A 23,042-nucleotide genomic window follows, 5' to 3' on the forward strand; every position below is an offset into this window, starting at 1 on the left:
TTACCTGCGAAGTAACGGAATACTTTGTAACAAAACAAGTATGCGAAAGGGGTTCAAAATGAGAGATTATTCACTTTTTATTTTTTTAAATTTATAAATTTAAAGTTTTCAATTATGAACAAAAAGTTTCTAAGTGTGATCCTGTTCAGCGCCTTAATGGTGGGCACTGCAGGAACGTTCACGTCTTGTAAGGACTATGATGACGACATCGAAAGCTTGGACAACCGCGTATCAGCAGTAGAAAAGCTGGTAAGTGACCTTCAAGCTAAGATTGACGCTGGATCGGTCATTACCGGCGTTGACAAAACAGAAGATGGCATTGTCATCAAATTAAGCAATGGCGAATCTTATCCTATCAAGAATGGAACAAACGGCACAAACGCTCCCGTCTGGAGTATTGTAAAAGACGCTAACGGTGACTATTGGTGGGCTAAAGACAATGTACAAACAGAGTTCCCTGCACGCGGTGAAAAAGGTGAACCGGGTAACGGTAGCGCTGGTCAAGACGCTAAAACCATCTATTACTACCCAGGTACTGAAGAAACTGGCAAGTTGCATGGCCAAGCAGAAGCTGGCTACTGGGTGAAAGTAACAGAAGAGAAGGGTAAAGATCCTTTGTATGAAGTACAAACAACAAAATGGTTACCGGAAGGGACTCTTTCAGCAGTTTGGAATACAAAAGATGAAACTCTGACCCTTGGTAACATGAAGGATGAGAACGGCAAATTGGTTGAAAAGACTATTTCTCTGACTACTAAGTTGAAAGCATTGGTATTCATTCCTGATTTGTATGAAGACGGAGTAGAAGCTACTAAATACAAATATGCCAACGGTGATTTCATCGAAGCTGAAAAGAAGGGAATAAGCGGTAGTAAAGACGATCACGGAATAGATTATGTAATCAAAGTAGGAACAAGTGCCACCAATTGGATTGCCTTGAAAGATGCCAATAAAAGAACTTATTGGATGCCTTCAACCAGCGCAATGTACTATCACTTGAACCCGCTGAATGCCAAGCTGAAAGATATTGAGTGGAAATTCTTGGCAGCTACTCCGGAATATGTAACTACAAAAGCTGCTCCTGCTGTGGTAACCCCTATCTTCCAAAACGCAGGTAAGACCATTGACGGCGAAAGAATGTATGCTACATACAAACTCTCTGTAGAGGATTTGAAGAAGGGCAATTTGAGCACTCCCGGTGAAAACAACTATATTTCTATCGCAGCTCTGGAAGCAACATTGGTTAATGGCGAAAAAGAAGGTGAAGAAAAGTCTACAGTTACTTCTGACTATGCAGCCATCATGCCGATGATTCAAGGTTTTAAAGCCATTGCGTATACCGATGACAGCAAAATCGTAACAAAAAACACTTGTAAACCTGAACTGTATAAGACAGCTAAGGAAGCTATCGAAAACGTATATACTGTTCCTGCACAATACAATGGTGGTTCCATCGAATTGGCAGATTTACTGTGTATCCATCATGTAGAAAACTTTGGAGAGAAAATTACTGCAACCACTCACAAAAGCATGAGTCTTGCTGAAGCTGCCCAGCTATATAATCTGACTCTCAAGTTTGAAGCTGTTCACTATATCAGCGGTAACAATGATACAGAGGAAAATGCTTACTCTCAATTGGAAGAAGACGGTACTTTCACTCCTTGCTATGTAAACGACAAAGAAGAAAGTGTAGTTATTCCTGAAGGAAGTACAGAAAAGATTGGTAGAAGTGCTATCGGTCGTCGTCCGGCAGTATTGGTTAAACTGGTTGATGCAGCAAATAATGTAGTATTAGCAGGTTACATCAAGTTGGAAATCACTGAAAAAGCCGCTACTCCTGATGCAATTGTTATTGACAAGAGCACTCCGCAGTTGCCGTACTTGTGTGGTGAACAAGCTGTATCCATCACTTGGAAAGACATGTCCGGTAAGATTCTTGAAGAACTGGGTATGACCAAGGAAGAATTCACAAAGGGTTATACATTTGTAAAAAACGAAACTTATGTAGCAGACGGTAAGGGTGGCTTCATTCAAGTAACAGCTGCTAATAAATTTGCAGCAGACAATACTTACGGTGTAGTTACTGAAACTCCTGACGGTAACACTAGTACAAATGCTATCCTGAACTGGACTAGCAATAAGACTCAAAGAGACCAACTCATCAAGGATTACAAAGATCGCACCTTGACACTTTATGGCAAGTACAAACCTGTAGCAGATGGAACAACTTACGCTATTTACGTAGGTATCAAGATTTCCATCGCAGAATTGCCGACTACAGCAAGTTATGGTAACAAACGTGATGCGTTCTGGTATCCTGCTGAAACAGCTTTGGCTGACAGAGATACTGTACGTACCAATGTTCCTGCTCCGGATGCAGCAAACAATGTAGCAAATTATGTGAAGAATCTTGATGACTACTTCTATCACTACGTAACAGAAGCTGGAAAAGAAGTTGAAAAATCAGGCATCGAATTCATTGTATCAGAAGCTTCTAAGCCGGTTTATGGTGAAATCTGGAACAACAAAGACAAAGGTATGGAAATCAAGTACAGCTACTTGTTCTCTGCTAAGAACGATGGTCTGACTATAGGTGGAAAGAAGTTGTTTGTAAGTACAGTTGAAGCTGACAAGAGCAAGAGCAGCACTAAGTTATACTGGGGTGAAAAGAGAGCAACCGCTTCTCTCATCGCAACTCTTGATAAGACAGCCAAGACAATTACTTATGCAAACAACGATGAAGCAAAAGTATTCTTGAACCTTTTCGGTCATAACGAAAACAAGCCTAACCAACAGTTTGCCATCATCGAGGTATCCGCTGTTTATGGTGACTGCGAAATTGAACTGGCTCCCGCTTACAACTTCAACGCTCGCTTCTTGCGTCCGCTGGATATTGAAAGCAACGACAAAGCCAAGTTCTTGGATGCAGAGGCTAACGGTTCTTCCGTATTACTTGGTAACTTGTTCAAGGCCAACGACTGGCGCGACAAACCGGTTATCGTATACAATGATAAAGACAAAGTATATGAAGCTGCTAAAGAAAACAACGTTAACTTGTACGAATACTACGGTATCAGCGCAATAACTTTGGATATTGACAATGCAACTTGTGACGTTAATGTTATCGGTGAACAGAAGCCTATCAACAAGGACGTTATCAAGCTGACAATCCTTGATAAAGTAGGTGGTACTGCAATTTCTAACCCGATTGACATCAAAACTACCAACATCAGCAAGTTGAACTCTGTAGTATTGAACTACAAGAACAATATGGGTAACACTAAAGACTTCACCATCATGGTTCCTGTAAAGGTCACATACACATGGGGTACAGTAAGTGCTAAAGTTGCCATTGCTGTTGATGGTACTATTGCCAACAGATAATTTTGTAAAGAACTCATCGCATCCTAAAATGCGGTAATATAATAAAGGTGCGTCATAATAAGGTGACGCACCTTTTTCTTTAACAATGCATGATTAATAAATATATCGACAATGAAGAATAAACAAATCCTTTTTATGCTTTTTCTCTCAGCAGGCTTTCTACTCGGAGCATGTTCAACAAAAGGACACGAAGAGAAGATGAAGACACAGAAAGAGGCAGAAGACGAGTTTGTAGCTACTTTGACTGCTGCAGACTCAAGCGCTGTTCTTACATTATGTACACAGTGTATGGATCTTCTAAAAGCTAAAGAGACTGACAAAGCTCTTGATATGCTTTACTCCATTGATGAAGCTGGTATAGCCAAACCCCTAACGATACAGCAACGGGAAGCACTGGCCAAACGTTTCCAGCGTTTCCCGGTAATTCGTTATCGATTGGATTACCTCAGCTTCTCTACACAAGGAAATAATGACGTGAAGTACAAAATAGAATTTACGCCACGTTCAGATTCTGACACTCCAGGTAGTAGTATGGGGTTCATGTTCAACCCCATAAAAGCAAATGGGGAATGGGTACTCGCCATCAAAGACGGTAGACAGCCTAGTCGCGAAGCTGCTACCCCACTCCATGATGATGCACCTGCCCCAGTAGATGTAATTGTAGAAAAGTAATCAAAAACACAAGAAAGGCCCTCCTTTTTGTAGGAGAGCCTTTCTTTATATTCCACAAATCGTTTTACTACATTTAGAAGAGATACGCCGCAGACACCTGCCAAGTCTTATTCTTGGCACCGAAAGCCTTACCCGCCTCCTCCCACGTAAATGAGTCGCCCATCGGGAGCTGATAGGTCACGCCAACCTGGAGATGCTTCAGCAGCTTCACACCGGCACCCAAATTAAGTGCCACTTGAGCCTTCTTGCGGTCTACGTAATCCTTCTTCTTGAAGTCGAAGAAGAAATCAGGACCGGCTGCCACATAAATACCCAACAAGCTACCCAAGCCAATGGTATATTTCAGATTTACGGGTACTTCAAGTCCTGTTTGCTTCACCTCGTCCTTGCCGCGCTGAGAGAACAGCAAAGCACCATCAACACCCAAGCCTACAATGGGAATGGTAAACTCAGCCATCGGACCAATAAAGAAACCGGTAGAATTATCCTTGTTTCCCTTATATCCACCATCCCAATCTATTTTCGTCATATTCACACCACCCTTAACACCCCACTTCAATAGTTGGGCCTGGGCAGGCATAGCCATAAACATACAGCATACAGCTATCACGAAAGCACTAAAAATCTTTTTCATAATCAATTGTGTTTAATATTACGGGACAAATATATGCAAATTCTTCCTAAAGAAACAACATCTATTAGCATTTGTTCATTTAAGAGAACAATGAATCACAAAACGCATTACCTTTGCAACCTAAATCAAAGAAAGATACCACACAGATAAAATAAAAAGCTATGATAAAAATCAGAAAGACGCAACCCACAGACATTACAATCCTTATGGACATCTTTGAACAAGCGAAGCACATCATGCGGAAAGACGGAAATATGCTGCAGTGGAGAGGCAACTACCCTTCCAGGGAAATCGTCATAGCAGACATCGAACAAGGAAACAGCTATGTGTGCACCGACGATACCGAAGAAATTATCGGAACCTTCGCCTTTATCCGTGGAAACGACCCCACATATACGCATATCTATGAAGGAAAATGGGTGGAAGATACGCTTCCTTACGGCGTCATTCACCGGCTGGCAAGTACAGAACACAGCAAAGGAGTGGCCAATGCCTGCCTGCAATGGTGCTACGAACAAATACCCAACCTACGTGCAGATACCCACCGGGACAATCATATCCTGCAATACATACTGAAGAAGCACGGATTCAAATATTGCGGCATCATCCTTCTGGCCAATGGAGACGAACGGCTGGCATTCCAAAAAGTAGAAGGATAGACAAGGAAACCACGAATCTTTCATTTAAAGGAGTTATCAGCCGACAAGTCGGCTTAGGAGTTAAAGCCAATACTCGTGCGTATGTATTCACAGAAGTATCGGCTTTAACTTCTTCAACTCCTGACGGAGCGGAGCGAAGTGATAACTCCTCCAATTCCTTTAAATGAAAGAACCGGGCAAGAAAACTCAAATAATCATAACCCTTCAAACATTATCTGCCATATAATTGTATATATAGCAGGTTTCCACAATGTTGTGGAAAACAAAAACAAGATAACATATGAAGGATTATAAACGTATGACAGTCGGCGAAATCGTAGCCGACAACTTCAACAATGCCGGGATATTTGATAAATATGGCATTGATTTCTGCTGCCATGGTTCCGCACTGCTTCCCGAAGCCAGTAAAACTGCCGGAGCCGATATGGAGAAGGTGATAGAAGAAATAGAGCATCTGGCTCCGACAACCTCCGAAAATATTGATTTCAAGAGTTGGCCTCTGGACTTATTGGTGGACTATATTCTCAAAATCCACCACCGTAATATCCGTACACAAGGTCCCGAGATTGAAGAACTGCTGGATAAAATATGTCGCGTACACGGTGAAAAACATCCGTCACTCTACAATGTGCAGGCTCTCTTTCATGATTCCCTCTCCGACCTCAATGCCCATCTCGACAAAGAGGAACTGGTACTGTTTCCCTACATCTATGAGATGGTAAAGGCTAAGCTGGAAAATACTCCCCTGCCCGAATTCCACTGTGGAAGCATCGAAGCTCCCATATCCGTCATGATGGCAGAACATGACATTGAAGGAGAACGCTATCGCCACATAGAGCATCTGACCAACGGCTATACAGCTCCAGAAGATGCCTGCAACAGTTACCGCCTCGTACTCCAACAGCTTAAAGCATTTGAAGAGGCCTTGCACCAGCACATCCATCTGGAAAATAATATCGTTTTCCCACGCTCCATCAAAATGGAAGCAAAATTAAGAGAACAGCCATGACACAAATCAGAATCAAACGGGTATATGAAGAACCCGATGCAACAGACGGCTACCGTGTATTGGTGGACCGGCTGTGGCCTCGCGGCATAAAAAAGGAACATCTGAAATACGATGTCTGGGAAAAGGATATTACCCCTTCACCTGAATTAAGAAAATGGTTTCACGAAGACCAAGCGGAACACTGGGAGGGGTTTGCAGCCATGTATCGCAAGGAACTGGAAAATTCGGAAGCCGCCCTTAGGTTCATTGACACCATAAAACACCACCATACCATAACCTTACTATATGCTTCCAAAGCACCGATATACAACCATGCACGCATCCTGCAACGGTTTCTGCAGGAGCACTTAGACTAATTACTCACAATCTTTACAGTAAAAGCAAAGATGAACTGTAACTCTGGAAAGGCTGTTCAACGAATTAGTGCTACAAGGACACAAACTTCTTTTTCAAGTCGTCCACTCCCATTCCCGTAAAATAATCCTCGATAAAGTCCCAGCGCTGTTCATCCGTCAGCTTATCTGTTCCGAAGAAGAAAGAGAACAAGTCAATCTGCTCCTGGAATATCTGCTCGTTGGTATCCAGAATCAGATTGCGGTAATCATCGCCAAGCGCAAGTTCCTGCAGAGTTTCGGGGTCATTGAAACGGACAAATACGCAAGGCGTACCGCCACCCTCCACACTGAACGAAAGGCAGTCGAGCATAGAAAGCAGATTAAGCAGCATATTCAAGTCCGAGAAAGGAGTGCAATAAAACAACAGGCGGTCTCCCTTACTGCCCACTATACGTTGGCTAAACAGTTTTTGATAGCGCGATAGAAGCAAATCAAAGCCTTTGGTCACCGTAAAAGAGAGTTCATTGGAATCTTTCTTTTTCACACTGCTGATATAGCTCACACTGCGGCCTTCCTCCGTGCGGCTCTCCAGCAGGGAACCGATAAAGCGTTTGGCAGAGCGCACGTCCATGCCATGCTCGGCAAAGACAGCCCGCAGTTCTTCTTCATCAAAACGTCCTTTCGACTTTATCAATGCCGTTTTCAGCATCATTGTCAGACTCTTGAACAAGGCATCCATCCGCTCACGGATGACAGTGGCATCTTCCTTTAACAACACCTCATGCTTGCCTACAGACACAGTACGGGCACCTTCCCACAACGTTCCATTATTCAACTTCTGTTTGAATTCCTTGTAGCCAAGCTCAGGGAAACGCTCTTCCCAAAGCGCTTCCAGACGTGCGACGTAAACCCCGTCCTCCCCTTCTACCTTTGTCAGATAGCTATGGAATTCACGGGCAAAGACATCACCCGTCTTGTCCTGGACATATCCTTCGGTCAACAGATTCTTGGGACTGATTTCAAGCAGATGCCTTCCATAACGCTGCATCAAATCGTCTTCCAGCCAAAGCAAGGCAGTCTTGATGAGCTGTCCCAACTCTGCTTCATACTCCAGCTTGTTCTTTGTACGCGGCAGTTTCACCACAAACTCAAAATCGGACAAAGACACCATGATTTCCGGTTTTTCCCCTTTCATGCGGTACACTTCCATGAGCTTTCTCAGAATAAGCACCAGCTGTTCCTGGGCAATGTTCCCCGTCTGATGCAGACGCTTCATATAATAGAAGTCACGCTCATGGTAGTCGGTAGCGGCAATACCCTGTATCTCCGTATCACGCGCAGCACGCCCTATCTCCTGAATATAGTCGACAAACGTACTGGATGGCGCCACATGATATACACGGTCTATATCACTGATGTCCACTCCCATACCAAAAGCTTTCGTAGCCACAATCAGTTTCTTGGTTCCTTCCTTGAACTCCTGCACAATGACAGCTTTCTGTTCCTTGTCCTTCTTGCCATAATAGGAGGCGACCAGACGCCAGTCTGCCGGCTTCACCCACGTCTTCAGGCGCATGTCGATGCCACCCGCAAAAGGATAATAGAGCAGTGTCTTGTGACCGTCCAGGAAGTCTTCGACCCGCGCAGCAACTACGCGCTGCTTTGCCTTGTCGTATGTCTCCCCGTCCTCCATCTCCATCTGACGGATGTCAAAGCCAATATTCCGGCGCTTCACCGTACCTACATAAAGCACACAAGGCTCCATCTGCAGGGAACGGATAGTCTCGAATATCATGTCATTGCCCCCTTTGGGATTCCAGACAGCCGTGGCGGTCAATGCAAACAACGGGAAATTATAACCGAGAGTCTGTTTCAGCGTATTCAAGTAACGTCCCAAGAACCAATAGTCCACACGGAACTCCTTGCCCCATGTCGTTACCGTATGTGCCTCATCGACCACTACCAGACCGATGCGGCGCTCGCCTACAAAATGCTTGATGTCGTAAGAGAGAAGCAATTCCGGCGAGAGATAGAACAAATCAATCTCCCCCTCACGCACCTGCCGGTAAACCTCCATCTTCTGTTCCGGCGATAAATCGGACGAGGCGTATGCCACACGCGTATACCCCAGTTCTTGCAGACTTTCCACCTGGTCTACAATCAACGCCTTCAAAGGGGAAACCACAATGGTAAGCAGATTATACTCCTTCCCCAGATAGATGGCAGGAAGCTGGAACAACAAGGATTTTCCGGAGCCGGTAGGGGCAGTCAGCAAGATATTGTCTACCTGCGTTTCACCTTTCCAAGCCTTTTCAGCCTCCAGTATAACGTTCTCTATCAGCTGTCCCTGCGAAATGCAGAGTTTCTCTTTTCCCTTGGACAAGTCATCGTAAATCTCAAGATTACGAAACTGTTCGTAGCCGTAAGTCTCCTTTAAAATCGTGTTTATGGTTTCGCGGCAGTTTTCAGGCAGATGCCTTTCCTTCAAATCCGGTAACCGGCGTGTTGTTGCTTCTTGTACATTCATTATTATTGTAGTGTGGGGGTATTAAAAAGAAAAGAAGCAATTCTTCAACCATAGTTATCGGTTTTGGAATTACTTCTCCCTATGTTTCAAAATATTACCAGACATACCGGTAAGTTTTTTCTTTTAAAGCGTATCAATATTCCTCCTCGTTAAAGAAAAAGTCCTCTTTACTGGGATAATCGGGCCAAATATCTTCTATGCTTTCATAAATCTCGCCCTCATCTTCCATTTCCTGCAGATTCTCAATCACTTCAAGCGGAGCACCCGAACGCATGGCATAATCTATCAATTCATCCTTAGTTGCCGGCCAAGGAGCATCTTCCAATTTAGATGCTAATTCCAATGTCCAATACATAGTCTCTAGTATTAAAATTGTGAATATTAAATCCTATTTCTATTTTTCGGCAAAAGTATAACAATTTATTTCACTTGCAACTATTATTCCAAAATATTTCACCTTTTTTGTCGTCTTGATTCATTTTACGGGAAAGGACGAACAAATAATCAGACAAGCGGTTCACATAAGCCAATAATTCTGAAGAGATTTCCACTTGCTCGGCCAAAGCAAGAATCCGACGCTCTGCACGGCGGCAAACCGTACGGCAAACGTGGCAGAGTGCCGCACCGCGACTTCCGCCGGGAAGAATAAAGGCTGAAAGAGGAGGCAAAAGAGTATCCAAACGGTCTATCTCCCGCTCCACCATTTCCACCTGCTCCGAGCTGATGATACTGGCTTCTTTCAGCTCCATTTTCTCCCGGTCTGTGGCCAGATGAGAGCCTACGGCAAAAAGTCTGTCTTGCACTTGCTGCAGAAAATCTTTATCCTTTCCGTCAAGCAGGTACGTGATGAGAAGACCCAGATTGGAATTTAGCTCATCCACCGTACCGTATGCCTCAAGGCGGATATGCGTTTTAGGTACACGGGTTCCGCCTACAAGAGAGGTGGTTCCTTTATCTCCGGTTTTGGTGTATATCTTCATAAAGGATTAATGTTTAGGGGTTAATGTTTAGCAGCTAGTAAGTGGAGCTAATCACTAACCGCTGTTCACTATTGAAACGCCTAAAGATAATCAAAAGTTGACAATATAGTCTTGTTTTATCTTTGTTTTATCGAAAAATATGATACCAAGGTCATAAAGGTCGAACGTAATACCTGCCTGTCCGTCCTGCTTCATGCGCTTCCAGAGGGCAAACATCTGCGGAGTGTAACGGATACCTTCAATTACAAAAACAGACTTTCCCCTGGTACGGGTGGAACAGATGCGGAAGACCTCCTCTACAAAATCGGGATGACGATAATCGTGCAAATAAAGGAAATCAACGGGAACGCCACTCTCCAGAAAGAGCTCGGAAAGGTCGGAAGCCGAAGTATAATCTGCCCCCTCCTTCCCCGCTTTCAAATAGAGGGCAGAAGCGGCAAGCGTACCGGCATCTACAATGGTCTCCGGCTGGGTATAGTTTACCAGACGGAACAGAAGGCGTTTTACTTTCTTCGATTCGTACTTCCAACGTTTATCTTTCTCCAGCTCCAGTTGCTTCTGTGCCTTGGCCAGCTCTTCATATTTATAATAAGCCGTACTTTCGTAAATTACATGCGTAATCAGGTTAAAGGCAAAAGGAGAATGTACACCGTAGCCGCAACGGTGCCGGAAACGGTACAGCCAGATAAAAGGCCGTTTTAGAGTAAGCAAAATACGATTCATTATTTTAATGTGCTAATGTACCTTCGAAAGTCACCCCTTCACCCGAAGAATAATTCTCCGTAACAGTCAGGAGTACCTTGTTATCCTCAAAGCAGAGCGTAAGCCCAAGAGCGCTTATCCAGTTGACATAATGTACTTTCAGTTGCAAAGCATCAAGTGACGCCCACGCATAACTGCCTGCCACCTGGAAAGGGCCTTCTATACCCTTAAAACGCCCCTTTGCAGCAACCGAATACGGAGGATAGCCATCAATTGCCGCTTTCGACCATTGCTTATAGCCAAACGGAAGACTGTATGTCTTTCCGTCTTTCTCCACCACAGTCATCACTACTTCTTGCTGCTTGAATTGCAGCTCGATGGATTGCCATCCGTATTTGTTCTCTCCGAGCAGGATGCGCTTGCCTGCGTATTTCTGTGAAAGGGAGGAAGCAGCCTTTCCTTGCACTAACGGCAGTTGATAAGAACGCTGTTTCTTCTGCAGGCGCTTGTAGTCCTTACCGGGCGCTAATACCTGGTCACCGACCTCCGGCAACAAGCGGTTCCAGACCAGACGACGCTGCCGACGACCGTCTATCAATGTACATTCGGTAATGACCACTACCATATCCTTATCCGGAACAATCAGAATGTATTGTCCCAAAGCCCCGTCAGCACGTACAGCACCCGGATATTCGCAAAGCCACATCTGATAGCCATAATCTCCTATCTGTCTGGTCATCATCTGCTCCACCCAGGAAGCCGGGAGCAACTGCCTGCCTTCCCAAACACCCCGGTTCAGCAGCAGCAATCCGAATTTTGCCAGTGACTCGCTCTGAATATGCAGTCCCCAGCCACCGGTATTGATGCCTTCGGGGCTTATCTCCCACGCAACGTCCGTGATATGCATCGGGGTGAAAAGCTTCTGCTTCAGATAATCCAGCAAGGTCATGCCCGTCACCTTCTGCACGATAGCAGAAAGCATATAGGTACTAATCGAATCATATTCAAACTTCTTGCCCGGAGTTTTCACCGGTTTGGCAAGGAAGGTACGTATCCAGTCGGAAGTGAGGTTGCGCATATTCCAGTCGGGAGTGATACCCGACGTCATGGTAAGCAGGTCACGGACAGTCATGTCTGCCAGATTAGCGGAAACCGAATCCGGAAGAAGTTCCGGGAAGAAGGTACCGACACGGTCTGTCAAGAGCAAACGGTTGTCTGCAATGGCAAGTCCTACGGCAGCCCCGACAAAGGTTTTGGAGCAGGAATACATGGTATGGCGATATTCCGGCGCGAACGGAGCCGGATAGATTTCTCCGATGACCTTGCCGTGACGCAGCACGACCACGCTGTGGATGTCTGTTTTTGGCAATGCCATCAGTGAATCAAACAAGGCAGTGACAGCCTTGGAAGGGACTCCTTCTGCCTCGGGTGTGGAACGTGGCAACTCATTGATTTGTGCATGAGCTGCCAACGCTCCCAGCAAGCCGAGAAACAAGAAGAAAAAACGTACTCTATTTTTCATAATTATCTAAGATATTTGTTCTACATGCGCTGCAAATGTACAGCATTCGGGCGCGAAAGACAAATAACTTGATAATTTTGTCGGAAGGGAACGTTCTTATAAGAAATGTATGGTCGCCGCCTCTCCCTTGTTCAAGTCCAACGAGAATGCCGGTTTCTTGTAAGTATGCGTATGTCCTCCTACCTTCACCTCGGCACGGACAGTACTTGCGGGCATCTTTACTGTAAATTTCCCCGGAACAAGAGCGGTAACAACAGCCCTCGTTGCCCGTCCATCCTTCCAATCCAGGTCTATGGAAGCACCGCCGCGTACGCGCATTCCACGGAAGTTGCCGGTAGTCCAGCTATCCGGCAGGGCAGGAAGCAGATGGATAAAGCCTTCATGACTTTGCAGCAGCATTTCGCCGACTCCCGCCGCACCACCGTAGTTGCCATCAATCTGGAAAGGAGGATGCGAACAGAACAAATTAGGGAAAGTGCCGCTACCATGACCTCCCGTCGCAGCATCGACAGCAGGATGCAGCAAACTCTTGAAGAGTTTCCAAGCACGGTTTCCGTCACCCAAACGAGCCCAGAAGTTTATCTTCCAAGCACGGCTCCAACCAGTACCCTCATCTCCACGACGGTTCAAGGTCATCCGGCAGGCTTCGGCAAGCTCGGGGGTGGACTCCGGCGAAATCAGGTTTCCCGGATGCAGGCCGTAGAGATGGGAGACATGGCGGTGGTGCACATCCACTTCCTTATAATCCTCCAGCCATTCCTGCAAATATCCTTCCTTACTGATTTGCATGGGTGGGAATCTCTTCAGGTCCGCCTCAAGCTTCGCCACATAATCCGCATCACAATCCAGCAGGCGAGCGGCGGCGATGACATTAATATAAAGCTCGGTGAGCAGTTGCACATCCATAGTGGGACCCATACAAATGCTGACGGGAGTCACGCTGTCACCCGGCACATAGAAGCTGTTTTCCGGAGAAGAAGTGGGGGCAGTTACCAGCCAGCCATGCGAAGGCTCCTGCACGGTAGTGGAACTAAAGAACCGGGCGGCACCTTTCAAGACGGGATAGATACGGCGCAGATAATCCTTGTCCTGCGTATACAGATAGTGTTCCCACAAATGGGCACACAACCAAGCGCCACCGGTATTGGTAGCTCCCCAGGAGGGGTGTTCGCCGGGAGCGGTATAATTCCATACGTTGGTCATCATGTGGAGCACCCAGCCATCTGCCTCATCGCCATAGAAGGTACGCGCACTTGCCTCTCCCGAAGGGATAAGGCGCTCCATCAGCGTCGTCAGCGGCTGATAGAGTTCGGAGAGGCCGGCTTGCTCCAAGGGCCAGTGGTTCATCTGGATATTGATGTTCGTATGATAGTCCCCGTTCCAGGGAGTCGATACTCCATTTGCCCAGAGTCCTTGCAGATTGGGCGGCAAGCTGCCGGGACGGGTACTGCTGATGAGCAGATAGCGTCCGTAGTTATAGTACAGAGCAGCCAATGCCGGCGACTCCTGCTGTGTGAAGCGGAGGATGCGCTCGTTCGTCGGGAGCGTATCATCCGGCGTGGCAGGAAGCGTCAAGGAAACACGGTCGTAGAGGAAACGGTGGGCAGTGACATGGCTGGAGAATGAAGAATGGAGAATGGAACATGGAGAATTAGCGGGGGCGGTGAAAGGACGGAGCAAGCTGTCGCAGACTTCCGCATAGCGTTCGCCCGGGAAGTCGGTACCGGCAGCGGCATAGGAGGTAGCGGCAGAAAGTATCAGCCAGGCTTCCTGCCCGTTCTTCAAGCGGATACCGTTTTCCGGGCTGACAGACGATTCACCACCGTTCTGCACGAGTTGCATGGCCACACGGTATTTCATACCGTCCAAACCGGGCTTACCGCTTTCCAACATGCCGTCCATCAAAAGGGTGTTCCCTTGGACAGTCACCGAGCTATGTTCCGCACGGCTCAAACGGGCAGAGAAATTCAGAGCTCCTTCACGTCCGGCAACCAGATGAATCAGCATGACATCACGGTCACGGGAAACAAAATACTCACGGCGATAATCGACATCTTCCAGCCTGAAAGCCGTATATGCCACCGCATCGCGCAAGTTGAGCCAACGGCGATAGTTGTTTAATGGAGAGTTGAGAATGGATAATGAAGAATTGTAGGTAAAATCTATATCCAAATCGCCCAATACCTGATAGGTTCCATATCTCCCGTCAGTCTCCTGCTTCTTCGGAACAAAACTGCTGTACATCAGCTCCTGTGCCTCTCGGTTCTTTCCCTCAAACAACAGTTGCCGGATGGCAGGCAGACTCTTCGAAGCATCCGGATTGCTATAATCCGCCTCCATTCCGCTCCATAATGATATTTCATTCAGCACAATGTGCTCACGGAGAATGCCTCCGTCGGGCATCATGCCCAAGCGTCCGTTGCCCAAAGGAAGAGTCTCCTCCCAGATAGCGGCAGGTGACGTATAATACAACTGATGATTACAACTGTCGGCAGGCGCATCGGCTGCACGAAGCAGCAACGAGGCTGCAAGCAGAAATAGAGTGGCAAGTGTCTTCATATTGTTTTTTGATTCTGATTTCAGGCTGCAAACTTACTGCATACACTTTGCAGCATTGCTGCATACCTTTTGCAGTGACGCTGCAAAGCAATTGCAGTAGCGCTGCAAAAGGTATGCAGTACCACTGCAAAACAGTTGTACTGATTTTGCAGTGGTTACGCACTGATTATAAGATTATTGCATTTCGAACGAAACTACACCACGGACGTCGGCAGACGAAGCGCAAACGTATGCCTTGAACTTACCCGGTTCGTACTTCCAAGCTGCGGAAGCCTCATCGTAGAACTTCAAATCATCCGGAGTAAGGGTGAAAGTCACACTCTTCTCCTCGCCCGGCGCCAAACCGACTTTTGCAAAATGTTTCAGTTCCTTTACAGGACGAAGCACACTGCATTTATCATCGCCTACATAAAGCTGTACAATCTCTTTTCCGGCAATGCTACCCGTATTCTTCACGGCAACTGTCACCGTCAGCGTACCGTCGGCAGCCATGGCCTTGGCAGAAGCCACCGGTTTGCCATATGTAAAGGTAGTATAGCTCAAGCCATGACCGAAGGGGAAGAGAGCCGGAATCTCCTTGGTGTCGTGCCAACGATAGCCCACCAGAATATCTTCCTTATACTCCTGCTTAATGCTGTCGCCCGGATAACTGAGTTCATCAAAAGCATGTGCACCGCAATCCGTCAACTTGGCAGGGAAAGAAAAGGGCAACTTTCCGCTTGGATTCACCGCACCACTCAGGATGTCAGCCAGAGACTTGCCACCCATGGAGCCTAAATACCAGCCTTGCACAATGGCAGGAACCCGGGATACCCACGGCATTTCCACCGCATTACCACTGAGAAGCACCAGAACCAGGTTCTTGTTTACCCCCAGCAAAGCTTCAATCAGTTCATCCTGCCCGAAAGGCAAGCCGTATTCCAGACGGTCGCCGCCTTCACAATCCTGGAAGTGGTTCTTGTTCAATCCGCCTACCAGTATCACCAAGTCTGCCTTTTTCGCCATTTCTACGGCTTCTGCACGGAGTGAGTCTACCACATTCTGCGGAATTTCATCTGCACGGCCGTACATCGGACGACCGGCGGCATAGCCTTTCGCATAGGCTACCTTATCACCATAAACGGCACGCAAGCCATCCAGCGGAGATACCATATCCTTCACTTTCAGTTCGGAAGAGCCTCCTCCCTGATTCAGCAAGCGTACGGCATTATCGCCCACCACCAGGATATTCTGATACTTGGCTGCATCAATCGGCAGCAACGGGGCACCTTTCTTTATCACCGGAGCATTCTTCAACAGCACAATTCCCTCATTGCCTATCTCGCGGGCAGCGGCATAATGCTCTTCCGTAGCTACCGAACCATAGGGTTTCTGACGGTTCATCGCCGTACGGAATATCAAGCGAAGAATGCGGGAAGCCTTGTCGTCTATTGTAGACATCGGCACTTTGCCATCTTTCAACATCTGGAGATAAGGGTTGGCAAGGTAATAATCGTTATAGGTAAATACACTCTCGGACGTCAGACCGTTGGTGTAAGAACCCATTTCAATATCCAGACCGTTGACGGTAGCTTCATAGGTGTCGTGGGCACCGCCCCAGTCGGTAATGACACAGCCGTCGAACTTCCAGTCATCTTTCAGAATCTTGTTCAGTGTGAAATCGTTATGGCAGGCGTGCTGGCCGCGAATCTTATTGTAAGCGCCCATAATGCTCCAGGCACCTCCCTCTTCTACTGCAGCCTTGAATGCCGGCAGATAGATTTCATACAGAGCACGGTCGCTAAGATTCACATCAATATGTCCGCGCCACAGTTCCTGGTTGTTCAGCGCATAGTGCTTGACACAAGCTGCCACTCCGTTCTTCTGCAACTCCTGGATGTAAGGTACGCACATCACACTGGCCAGATAAGGGTCCTCGCCCATATATTCAAAATTACGACCGTTCATCGGAGTACGGTAGATGTTGACGCCGGGGCCCAGCAACACATCCTTTTCACGATAGCGCGCTTCCTCACCGATGGCCTTGCCATACTTGGCAGACATGTCCGGATTCCAGGTAGCGGCCAGACAAGTCAAGGCCGGGAAAGCGGTAATGCTGTCATTGGTCCAGTTGGCATATCCCCAGTCATTCCAGTTGATTTCGGCACGGACACCGTGAGGGCCGTCGCTCATCCAAAGCTCGGGAATGCCGAGCCGCGGAACACCCGCACTGCTGAATTTACTCTGCGCATGGCAAAGGGCTACCTTCTCTTCCAGTGTCATCCGGCTGAGAGCATCCTTTACACGTGCTTCAATAGGTTGTGCATCGTCCATATAGACCGGTGTCTGTGCAGACACGGTACTGATGGAGCATGCAAGAAATAAGGTTGCTAAAAATTTATTCTTCATGTCTTAATTGGTTAATATGCTAATGTGCCAATTAGCACATCAAATTATCATTTAACTTTAATCGCCGCCGTCGCCTTCTCCAGTCCATCAGCCGTAGCCGTCACCTTGACACCACCCGGTTCACCGTTGTTCTGCAGTACCACCAGGCACTTTCCGTAGAAAGCCTTGCGGTGGTTGTCCTTGAACTTCTCCATAGAGATGGGGCTTCCGTTATCCACTCCAGCAATGAAGCCGGCACCTTCTACGGCAAAGGTCACATCGTTTTCGGCATTCGGACACAAATTTCCATCTTTGTCCAGAATCTCAACCGTAATGAAACTCAAGTCTTTGCCATCTGCCTGAATGGTACTGCGGTCGGGGCTGAGACGAATCTGCGCAGGTTCGCCCGCTGTCCGGATTTCCTGCTCGGCCACAGTCTTTCCTTCCTTGCGGGAAACAGCCTTTACCGTACCCGGCTCATACTTCACGCGCCACATGACGTGGAAATCGTCTTTTCCCTTGCTGCGCACACCCTGCGACTTTCCATTCACGAAAAGCTCCACTTCGTCGGCATTGTTATAATATGCCCACAAATCGATGTCTTGTCCCTCCGTCCAATTCCAATGCGGGAAAAGATGCAACACCGCCTTATCCGGACGCCACTCGGACTGATACATGTAGTAGACATCCTTCGGGAAGCCGGCCAAGTCGATAATGCCAAAGTAAGAGCTGCGTGCCGGCCAACCGTAAGGAGTAGGCTCACCGATATAATCGAAGCCCGTCCAGACGTATTGTCCACTGATAAAGTCGTTGTTCTTCACATGACGCATAGTACCTTCGTGACGGTTGCCCCAAGGAACATGACAGTTGTCGTAGGAGGAGCAAGAGAACGAGGCATCATAGAAAGGCTTGTCCCAACGTTCGGGCCAGATGAACATCGAATCACTCGGCATCCGGTAGTAACCGCGTGTCATCAGGCCGGAAACACTTTCCGTCACGATGAACGGCTTGCCGGGGAAGTTCTCGGGAACACCTGCAAACCAGTCGTCATGGTAATTGAAGCCGATAATATCAAGCGCACCGGAACGGAACAAATGATTGTTCGGGTTCGGCTCGTTGCAGCCTGCCGTCACGGGGCGCGTGGCATCGAGCTTTCTCACCATATCTGCCAGTTTCTTTGTCAGCAGTGAGTTGACGGACATTTCTCCGTCCTTTGCCAGCATATCCGCACTGTGACCGAAGTTCAAGACCAGATTGGCCTCTTCCAGACTCAAGGTGTCGGCTTTGGCATCCGTCCACTGCTCCAGCACTTCGTTGCCGATGCTCCACATGAAGATGGAAGGATGATTGCGGTCACGCACGATAAGGTCAGTCAAATCGCGTTCGTGCCATTCGTTGAAATAGCGTGAATAGTCGTGGCGGGTCTTTTTCTTGCGCCACATGTCGAAAGTCTCGTCCATCACGATGAAGCCCATACGGTCGCAAAGGTCGAGCAGCTCCGGTGCAGGAGGGTTATGGGAACAACGGATTCCGTTGCAACCCATTTCTTTCAGAATCTCCAACTGGCGCTCGATGGCGCGCGTATTCACCGCAGCTCCCAGGCAACCCAGGTCATGATGCATGCAGACACCGTTTATCTTCACTTGTTCACCATTCAGGATAAATCCTTTTTGTGCATCGAAGCGGAAAGTACGGATGCCGGTAGGAGTATAGTAACGGTCGAGTACCTCGCCGGTCTGCTTATCCTTGAGGATGCTTTCTACCTTATACATATAAGGTGCATCAATACTCCAGAGATTAGGATTCTTCAATTCTATTTCCTGCTCCATTTCTGCCGGAGCGACAGGCATCAGCTGAGCTTCCGACACAGCCTCACCCACCACATGACCGTCGGCATCCACTAACCGGGATTGCAGGACGACATCAATCAGAGGAATAATTTCCGAATCGAACACAACATATGTACCGTCGGCCTGCTGCACGGAATCTTCCGTCTGCGTCTCTACATCGTACTGTAAACTGGTACGTATCTTCAACCGGGCACTGTTCTTCGACACTTCTTCTGCCGTCACGTAGGTACCCCACTGTGCCACATGCACCGGATTCAGTTTCGTCAACCACACATTACGGTAGATACCGCAACCGGAATACCAACGTGAATTGGGTTGTTCGGCATTGTCCACTCTTACAGCAATCACATTCTTCTCCCCCCATTTGATATAAGGAGTCAAATCATAACTAAACGAGATGTATCCATAGGGGCGTGTTCCCAGTTCATGCCCATTAATATAAACGGTGGAGTTCATATAGACACCATCGAAATCTATGCGATAGCGCTTGCCCTCATCGACCTTATCGGCAATAAAAGTCTTACGATACCAACCTATACCACCAGGCAGAGCACCTCCCCCTGTTCCTGACGGATTGTCCCGACTGAACTCTCCTTCAACAGCCCAATCGTGGGGCAAGTTCAGTTTCCGCCAGTCTGCGTCATTATAATCCAGACGGGCTGCCGCCGTATCATCTCCCAAGCGAAAGGCCCAGTCGGCAGTAAAATCCAAGCTACGGTCATCGCCAGCTACCTCTTTAGGAGCATTGCAACCGGCCAATAGGGACAGCCCGATGGCCAAAGACAATATGATTTTATTCATGGTAATAAATATCTAAAAGATTATCGAGTGCCTACTCCTCTCTCACAGCTATTCAGAAGTGGGGAAGTGCCCGGCACCGAGGAACGACGAGATCGGTACCGGGAAGATTTCTCTCCCTGGCACCGTCGTCTATCATTCTGATTATAATTTTACGGTTTGTGCTTTTCCGTCATACTTCACCGTTGTACCTTTAGCCTTTAAGTCGAACGGTTGCGGCCGGTCTTTGCTTACCTTCACTACATTGAAAGTACGTTCCTTCAGCATACCAGGGAAGTCACCCGTACGGTCGCCGATAACCAGTGTACCCTCAGCATCGTTATAGGCAAACGGTATAGTGGCATATTGTCCCTTCTCATAATTATAGTTCACACCTTCATCCTCATAGAGCGTAAATGCGCCGTCCTTACCCGTATAAACATAGAGGGTGATTTCCGAAGCCGGTTTTTCATCACTGTATTGCATGTCCGGACCATAAGGTACAATGGCACCTTCGCATACGTAGAGCGGAATACGTTCATAAGGAGCATCTACTGTCAACTTCTGGCCGCCATCCACATACTTGCCGGAGTAGAAGTCATACCAACCACAGCTTGCCGGGAAATAAACCTCGCGGCTGCGTGCGCCATATTCGTAAACCGGAGCCACCATCAAGGCAGAACCGAACATGAACTGGTCACCTATATTGTTGACGTTTGCATCAGCTGTGAAGTCCATTACGAGCGGACGCATGATGGTATAATCATTGAAATAAGTCATACCTGCCAAAGAATAGATATACGGCATCATGTTGTAACGCAGCTTCGTATAATAAACGATGGAGTTGTAGCACGGATGTCCTGCCGGAGCGATATTCCAAACCTCACGGTACGGATACTGGCCGTGTGCACGGAACAACGGGCAGAAAGCACCGAACTGATACCAACGGGTATTCAACTCTCTCCATTCCTTGTAATCAGCATTTTCACGTCCAGTCTTGTTGAATTCCATCTGACCAGCCACATAACGGTTCTCTACACAGAATCCGCCGATGTCCATGGTCCAATAAGGGATACCGCTGACAGCAAAGTTCAAGCCGGCAGAGATTTGCGCTTTCATATCTTCCCAACGGGTAGCGATGTCACCACTCCAGGTGGCAGTAGAATAGCGTTGCAACCCTGCAAAGCCGGAACGTGTCAACAAGAAGACGCGCTTGTCCGGTTCCACGCCGCGCTGTCCGTCATAGATAGCTTCGGCATTCATCAGTGCGTATGCATTGAAGAACTTGGCAGAGGGGCCAAGTGCCGTCGGGCCGCAAAGGTCCTTGCGGTATTGCAAATCCGTACAGTCGCGTATGTTCGGTTCGCTGGCATCCATCCACCAAGCGTCAACACCCAGAGGATAGTAGTGGTCTTGCATCTGCTTCCAGAAGAGCTTGCGTGCATCGGCATCGTATGCGTCATAGAAAGAGCCCAGATAGCCGGGGCCTACCCAGTCTTTGATGCTGTCTTTGATAGCCTGCTGATACATCCAGCCTTTTTCGTCAAATTCCTTGAAGTGTTCGGTCGTAGCATAGAACTTGGGCCATACGGAAATCATCAGACATCCGTTCATGGCGTGAATGGAGTCGACCATTCCTTTCGGGTCGGGGAAACGTTCGGGGTCGAACTCATGGCTTCCCCAAGAATCCTGCTTCCAGTGCAGCCAGTCGATTACGATATTGTCGATAGGAATCTGACGTTCACGGAATTCCTTCAAGGTGGAGAGAACCTCCTCACGCGTATTGTACTTCTCACGGCTCTGCCAGTAACCCATCGCCCATTTCGGCATAATCTGGGATTTACCTGTCAATGTACGGTAGCCGCTAATCACATCGTCCATATCATCACCATAAACGAAATAGTAGTCTATTTCATTCTGCATTTCACCCCACCAGGAGAGTTTGTTCTGTTCTTCATCAGCCACCGGACTCAATACCCGCAGACCGCAGTAAGAAACACCGGCATCAGGCTTCCACTCTATCTTCAACGGAACGCGCTTGCCCGCTTCCAGATTGACAGCAAACTTATAACTGTTAGGATTCCAAGCCGTACGCCAACGTTCGGGAACCACCAACTCATTATCAATATATACTTTCATGTAGCCTGCATAGTAAAGGATGAAACGGAATAAGCCGCTTTCTGCCGGTTCTATTTCTCCCTCATAAACTACATCAGACCCTCCGAACGGGAAACCCGCAGGCAAATTAATCACCTTACTCAGATGTGCGGCACGGTCCAGATGTTCAAAATAAAGAGAATCCTCACGACGTACAAGGGTTTCCACATCTTTCTTGCCCGGAATATATGTACCGGTCAAAGCACCTTCCTTGCCCTCTTTATCATAAAGTTTGAAGACATCACCCAGTTGTGAGTAGTCACGCGGGTCACCGAAACGGCAGAGCGAATAGCTGTCCCAAAGCACACCGTAGTTTTTATTAGACACGATGAAGGGTACAGACACCTTTGTATTGTACTGGAACAGTTCCTCATTCTTACCTTTATAGTTGAACTCATCCGCCTGGTGCTGGCCCAAGCCATAGAAAGCCTCATCATTGCCTGCCGACTGGAATACCTGACGTACTGTATATCCTTTCGTACCTTCCACTTCCACCGGAGTAAAGGTCCGCCCGTCAGAGTCTTCAGCCAGAATCTGCTTGCCGTCGGCATCCGTGAAGCGTACCTCACCCGTTGTCTTGGACACAATGGCACATAATTCCGATGTCTTGACAGTCACTTCATCGCCCTGCTCTTCGACCTTAAAGTCGGTCTTATTCTGTTGAGGGATCACAATGAGACTCTGCTCCTTTGAGAATTCCTTCTCAGGAGTAGCCGATACATGAATGAGCTTCTCGCCCATTACTTCTAATCTTACTTTACGCACATCCGTCGGTTGCTGCTGCTTGACTTCCACAACAACACCGTTCTCGGTCTTTTGGAATCCGCCTCCGGAACATGCGGCGAGCATCCATCCGGCAAGCAAATAAACTGAAGTGTTTTTCAATTTCATATTACTGTTTTTAAAGT

Annotated in this window: 15 protein-coding genes; 5 read left to right on the forward strand and 10 right to left on the reverse strand. The window is 47.6% G+C overall.

Features of this window, described 5'->3' with window-relative positions:
* The first annotated feature begins 114 nt into the window (after window positions 1-114).
* Window positions 115-3,384, forward strand: a complete 3,270-nt coding sequence (locus CSD97_RS08350) for a PL29 family lyase N-terminal domain-containing protein (RefSeq protein WP_244284021.1) — start codon at window positions 115-117, stop codon at window positions 3,382-3,384.
* Between the two features lie 111 nt (window positions 3,385-3,495).
* Complete coding sequence (locus CSD97_RS08355; RefSeq protein WP_034529132.1) at window positions 3,496-4,056, forward strand: hypothetical protein; 561 nt, start codon at window positions 3,496-3,498, stop codon at window positions 4,054-4,056.
* A 73-nt stretch (window positions 4,057-4,129) separates the two neighbouring features.
* On the opposite strand, the gene CSD97_RS08360 is transcribed toward CSD97_RS08355, so the two are convergent.
* Entirely contained in the window at window positions 4,130-4,690 is a 561-nt protein-coding gene (locus CSD97_RS08360) for a porin family protein (RefSeq protein ID WP_098032264.1), read from the reverse strand.
* A gap of 161 nt (window positions 4,691-4,851) precedes the next feature.
* Here CSD97_RS08360 and CSD97_RS08365 point away from each other — a divergent pair, with 161 nt between their 5' ends.
* From CSD97_RS08365 to CSD97_RS08375, 3 genes are all read left to right on the forward strand, one after another.
* Entirely contained in the window at window positions 4,852-5,349 is a 498-nt protein-coding gene (locus tag CSD97_RS08365) for a hypothetical protein (protein ID WP_005824447.1), read from the forward strand.
* Window positions 5,350-5,629: 280 nt separating this feature from the next.
* Window positions 5,630-6,358: an iron-sulfur cluster repair di-iron protein gene (gene ric, locus CSD97_RS08370; protein WP_005824443.1), complete on the forward strand. Its 729-nt coding sequence runs from the start codon at window positions 5,630-5,632 to the stop codon at window positions 6,356-6,358.
* Window positions 6,355-6,714 carry a DUF488 family protein gene (locus CSD97_RS08375; protein ID WP_005824440.1) on the forward strand — a complete coding sequence of 120 codons (360 nt, stop codon included), beginning with the start codon at window positions 6,355-6,357 and terminating at the stop codon, window positions 6,712-6,714. The genes ric and CSD97_RS08375 overlap by 4 nt, the downstream gene beginning before the upstream one ends.
* 70 nt (window positions 6,715-6,784) lie before the next feature.
* Here CSD97_RS08375 and CSD97_RS08380 read toward each other — a convergent pair whose 3' ends face one another.
* The 9 genes from CSD97_RS08380 to CSD97_RS08420 all read right to left on the reverse strand — a co-directional run bounded on the left by CSD97_RS08380 (window position 6,785) and on the right by CSD97_RS08420 (window position 23,025).
* On the reverse strand, window positions 6,785-9,220 hold the full coding sequence (locus tag CSD97_RS08380; protein WP_098032265.1) for a DEAD/DEAH box helicase: 2,436 nt from the start codon (window positions 9,218-9,220) through the stop codon (window positions 6,785-6,787).
* Between the two features lie 133 nt (window positions 9,221-9,353).
* Window positions 9,354-9,575, reverse strand: a complete 222-nt coding sequence (locus CSD97_RS08385; RefSeq protein ID WP_002558131.1) for a DUF2795 domain-containing protein — start codon at window positions 9,573-9,575, stop codon at window positions 9,354-9,356.
* Window positions 9,576-9,645: 70 nt separating this feature from the next.
* On the reverse strand, window positions 9,646-10,200 hold the full coding sequence (locus CSD97_RS08390) for a cob(I)yrinic acid a,c-diamide adenosyltransferase (protein ID WP_005833621.1): 555 nt from the start codon (window positions 10,198-10,200) through the stop codon (window positions 9,646-9,648).
* 90 nt (window positions 10,201-10,290) lie between these two features.
* Window positions 10,291-10,923, reverse strand: a complete 633-nt coding sequence (locus CSD97_RS08395; protein ID WP_005833623.1) for a hypothetical protein — start codon at window positions 10,921-10,923, stop codon at window positions 10,291-10,293.
* A 4-nt stretch (window positions 10,924-10,927) separates the two neighbouring features.
* Window positions 10,928-12,424, reverse strand: a complete 1,497-nt coding sequence (gene bas-suc / locus CSD97_RS08400; protein ID WP_005833625.1) for a 3-succinylated cholic acid synthase — start codon at window positions 12,422-12,424, stop codon at window positions 10,928-10,930.
* 96 nt (window positions 12,425-12,520) lie between these two features.
* Window positions 12,521-14,983, reverse strand: coding sequence for a glycoside hydrolase family 95 protein (locus tag CSD97_RS08405; protein ID WP_005833627.1), 2,463 nt, complete (start codon window positions 14,981-14,983; stop codon window positions 12,521-12,523).
* 174 nt (window positions 14,984-15,157) lie between these two features.
* Entirely contained in the window at window positions 15,158-17,371 is a 2,214-nt protein-coding gene (locus CSD97_RS08410; RefSeq protein WP_098032266.1) for a glycoside hydrolase family 3 C-terminal domain-containing protein, read from the reverse strand.
* A gap of 47 nt (window positions 17,372-17,418) precedes the next feature.
* Window positions 17,419-20,001: a glycoside hydrolase family 2 TIM barrel-domain containing protein gene (locus CSD97_RS08415; RefSeq protein ID WP_098032267.1), complete on the reverse strand. Its 2,583-nt coding sequence runs from the start codon at window positions 19,999-20,001 to the stop codon at window positions 17,419-17,421.
* A 141-nt stretch (window positions 20,002-20,142) separates the two neighbouring features.
* Complete coding sequence (locus tag CSD97_RS08420; protein WP_098032268.1) at window positions 20,143-23,025, reverse strand: TIM-barrel domain-containing protein; 2,883 nt, start codon at window positions 23,023-23,025, stop codon at window positions 20,143-20,145.
* Between the last annotated feature and the right edge of the window lie 17 nt (window positions 23,026-23,042).

Source organism: Bacteroides sp. AR29 (assembly GCF_900217715.1).
GTDB lineage: Bacteria > Bacteroidota > Bacteroidia > Bacteroidales > Bacteroidaceae > Bacteroides > Bacteroides uniformis.